The organism is Sphaerochaeta sp., from assembly GCF_050178175.1.
Classification (GTDB): Bacteria; Spirochaetota; Spirochaetia; order Sphaerochaetales; family Sphaerochaetaceae; genus Sphaerochaeta.
Genome location: NZ_JBFXGH010000157.1, coordinates 1 through 4,172, shown reverse-complemented (window position 1 = coordinate 4,172; position 4,172 = coordinate 1). Strand labels below are relative to the sequence as shown.

The window sequence follows — 4,172 nt, the reverse complement described above, 5'->3', positions numbered from 1 at the left end:
AGATCGACTGCTTCTCATCCCCTACAAAAAACAGCTTGTCCTTCTGCAAATCCTCAGGCAGGGGGATGCCATCCCCTTCCCTGTCCAGTCGTTCGGCAAGCAGGTAGAGCATTGCTTTCTGCTGAGCATTATTATCCTGGAACTCATCAATCATGATGTAGCGGAACTTCTTCTTGTAGAAAGAGCGCAAGGCCTTGTCCTCAGCAAGCATTGTAACCGCAAGGGTAGAGACATCGGCAAAGGTAAGAATCCCGCTCGAACGTTTTTCTCTCTGGTACCTGCCTACAAACTCCTGCATGAAATCCATCACTGCATGGAGCTGGTCCTGGGCAAGCATGATACTCAACGCCATGCAGAGTTTGCTCCTCAGTTCCCTGTATATCGCCACCGTATCCTTGATGGTCTGGATATCCTCTGCCTTCCCGTTTCCCGGAGCCCTGCGATGGGCAACCTCGGAACACAGCAAGGATCGTAATTCCTCTTTGCTTTCACAACCATCCATCTTGGAGAGCATCAACTGTGCATCGCTCTTGTAGCCTTGCACCGTATTGCCCTTGTCGGTGAAAGAAGCATAGAGATTCAATATCTCACGGTATTGGACAAGCAGACGTTCATACTCCCTCTCTACTGCTGCAAGAATGCGCTCAGCCCCACCTTCCTCAACAGTATTGGGGAGGCAATAATAGGTACTTGCCAGGGGGACAAATACCTTGTCTATCAAGGTATCAGGAGTATAGAGCTCACTGAGCAACTTCGCCCCAGGGCTCTGTGGATACGCGTCCAGCAGTTCAGTAGCTACTCGGCGGATGGTGCCCAGGTTTTTCTCATCATCGATGACAAAATCCTGAGGCACTCCATAAGCCACCGAATTGCTTCGTACTACCGTTGCGCAGAAGCTGTCCAATGTTGAGATTGCAACTTCACTGAAGGTCTCAAGTTGTTTGGCAATTTCTTCGTCCTGGATACAGGAAAGCAGGTGCTTGTGAATACGCTGATGCATCTCCCTTGCTGCCTTCCGGGTGAACGTCAGGGTCAGGATTTCATCGCAGCGGGCTTTTCTTTCAAGAACCAGACGAAGGAATCGGTAACTGAGAACCGTGGTCTTGCCTGAACCGGCTCCGGCAGAGACAACACAGTTGTTCAGGACATTCACTGCCTTCTTCTGGCTATCGTCCAGCCTTGCGTTTGTATGTTTTAGAAAGTCTTCAAATCGAATCATAGAGTTGCGTACCTCCTCCGGCACAAGGATCGGTAAGGGCAGGTACCACAATGCTTCTTTGAGGGCGTTGCCATCAGATGCCCACCCTGCACGGCATCAAGCAGATTCTCCATGCGCTGTTGCAGTTGCTCTTCACAAAGTAGTGCGGATGGATCATCTTCCCGGGCCCAAAGCGTGTAGTACTTCTCATCCTTGACGCTGTAGTAGGAAGCGTTGGATACGGAGACATCACGGTCATGGGTCAACAAGAACCGGTAAACGGGTAGCTGGAATGATTCAAGATGCCCCGAAACACGCTTTACCTCCGGAACCCCTTTTTTATAGTCGATGACAGCAAGCTTGGTATCCTCTGGGGGATTAAGGCTGATCACACGGTCGATTCGGCCGTTTATGAGAAGGGGAAATTGTTCTACCTCGTATGACTCCTCGAATGCAATGGATCTTCCATGGGCGAATAGTGCCGATTCCCCATCAAGAATGGATGCCACCTTCTCCCGGTAGCTTGCGATGATCCAGCTCCTCATTGATGGGGAAGGCCCACGCTGCCCATAATAGGAGACCAGACACTCGTCAAACAGTGTATACAGACGCTCCCTATATAGCTCCATTTTCCGGGGATCATAGTCACGAATCTCAGAAAAAAACCGCTGGTAGACTGAGTGAAGGAGCATCCCAATCTTCTGGTGGTCCACCGGCTGCACTTCATACTCCTCTGTTTTCAGCCCATAGAGATATCTTGCAAGCCATGCATACGGACAGTGGTCAAACTGGTCTATGCCGGTTGGGGAGAACGGGAATCTCCCCTTCTCATCCTTCAGCCTTGCAACAAGGTCAGGCTTGATGGGATGGCGTGTATAGTCGTCAGCACGTTCAGCAAGTACCGTTTTCTTGGCTGCAAGGAACCAATCCCTCTGGCTTGCTGTTGCCTTCACATCAGGAAGCACTGTGTGTTTGTAGAGAAACAGTTCTGCAGCCAATGGATCGGTGATGGCATCCAGATTTGGTTCATACAGAGAGAGGCGCCCATGCTGCAGGAAATAGGAAGGAACCATCATCTCCCCTTCATAGCGACGCATATGGCAGGAGAGGAACCTCTTTCCTTCAGCGAGGGTTGCACAGCGGAAATGGGCCTCGGTGGTATCGACCTCCCTGCGCAGCGCCTTCTCAATCTGTTGAGGCAGAAAATCCAAGGGGCGTTCAACACACCGGGCCCCTTCCTGGTCAAGGGCAAGGATGAAAAGATAATCAGCATTCAATACCGATACCTGAGGCCACCCGTAGACGGCAATACCCTCACTCTTCTGCTGAAATACATATCGCTTGTTCTGTAGGTGTGCGAGTAAAAAAGAGAAGATCCTGGGGTACGAGGTGATTCCGGTTTTCTCCATCGCATCCCCTACCTGGGCCATGGCATCTAGGCAGAACGCATAGACATCCTCCCCTGGGGTGCCGACCCACTGTGTTGGAATGAAGTAGGTATCCTGGAAGTGATTGATTTTCCGTCGAAGGTCCTCAATATCCTCAGCCTGGACAATTGCAATGATGCTCTGCTTCAGACCTTCATACCACATCTGCAACTCCCAGTCTCCCAGCAAGGAACTGTACTGGTCCTCTCCATACAGGGAGCCATGCATGATTGACTGACTGACTGCACGCTTGATGAAAACACGATGTTTTTCTCCCTCAGCCCAGGGAATACCAGGGTCGAGCAAGAGTGATTTCAGGCTTTCCAGGCTGAACTGTTCATCGTATACCTCTTGGAGCAGACTGAGAAACCGCCCACTGCTGTAGGCGAGTACCGATTTCCCTTCCCTGACCGTCAAGGGGATACCATAGAGCATAGCTTCCTCGCGGAGTACATCCATGAGGGTGTCGGTTGCAGTACTGCCGATTACAATCTGGTGTGTCTCCACTCCTGCATCCAGGAGATCCCTCACACGTTTCAGCGTTTGCTTGATCTCCACGAGGTGGTTGGGAAACACTTCCAAGCATACTGAAGGATCCTCTTCAGGAGCTTTCCTTAGTTCCATGAAGGAAGGCCTTCCCAGCTGTTCGTACAAACTCTCCGCCTCTGGGTTGGTATCTGAGAAAAGAATGCAATATGACTTTCCAGTGTCCCAGTCATCGGGAATGCTCGGCTTCTCGTACCTGGGTTCGAACAGTAGATGCTCATCCAGGAACTGCTGGTACTGCCCGTAGAGCACCAGGAGGTCCTGTTTCATGGCAGAGTCAAGGTTGCTGAGCACCTCCTCCTGGCATGCTTCCCGGAGGGATGGCAATACCTTGGCAAGATATCCTTTCACCCGGTTGTTCATCTCCGGATACGTTGGATTGAGAAAGCAGCGAAGCAAGCTCCCCGACTCGAGTAGCTGATGGATAAAGAGCTGACGGGTAAGGCTGTTTGCCGGAACCATGGTTTCATGATGAGGCAGGAAATAGCCCCGAAAGGTATCATAGGAGATTGCTCTCTCCGCCAGGATTGCATGATGTTTCCCATGGAGCGCATAATCGGTCAGGTATGATCGAGCTGCAACCTCGGTGGGGAACACACAGATCAATCCCTGGTCAAAAGCCTCGTGCACATAGGAACGTTTCGTTTGTGATAGACTCATACGTTGCAGTATATCATGTTTGTGTGTACGATGAGCGTACGTCATGGAAAAACCAAGAAGAAACTTGATGCAGAAGGATAAAGAGGCAGGAAGTTCAGCCTTAAGCATGGCTCTTGCCATGGTTCTCAGCCTGCTTTTTTGGCTGATACTGGGCCCCTATTTCATTACCGCGCTTGGCCATTTCAACATCCCCTACCTGAAGGCAAATGCGCCTTTCCTTGCCATGGCTTTGGGTATCGTGGTCTCAGGGAAGCTGTTGCTTACCTCGAGTCCACGATCACTGATCACCGACCACAGCACCTTCCGGTTTGCCCTCTTCTTCAAGAGCATGGGAGCTTATC

Annotated in this window: 3 protein-coding genes; 1 reads left to right on the top strand and 2 read right to left on the bottom strand. The window is 51.0% G+C overall.

From position 1 onward, the window contains the following. Nucleotides 1–1,219: UvrD-helicase domain-containing protein (locus AB7S66_RS11665; protein WP_428520199.1), on the bottom strand; the 1,219-nt coding region annotated here is incomplete at its 3' end. Next, nucleotides 1,216–3,831: a PD-(D/E)XK nuclease family protein gene (locus AB7S66_RS11660; protein WP_428520197.1), complete on the bottom strand. Its 2,616-nt coding sequence runs from the start codon at nt 3,829–3,831 to the stop codon at nt 1,216–1,218. The genes AB7S66_RS11660 and AB7S66_RS11665, both read right to left, overlap by 4 nt. 43 nt (nt 3,832–3,874) lie before the next feature. Between AB7S66_RS11660 and AB7S66_RS11655 the strand changes: the two genes are divergently transcribed. Continuing rightward, nucleotides 3,875–4,172: hypothetical protein (locus AB7S66_RS11655; RefSeq protein ID WP_428520195.1), on the top strand; the 298-nt coding region annotated here is incomplete at its 3' end.

Bases quoted from the DNA above. Each gene is read 5' to 3' on its own strand.
- AB7S66_RS11660 (WP_428520197.1), bottom strand. From the start codon at position 3,831: ATGAGTCTATCACAAACGAAACGTTCCTATGTGCACGAGGCTTTTGAC.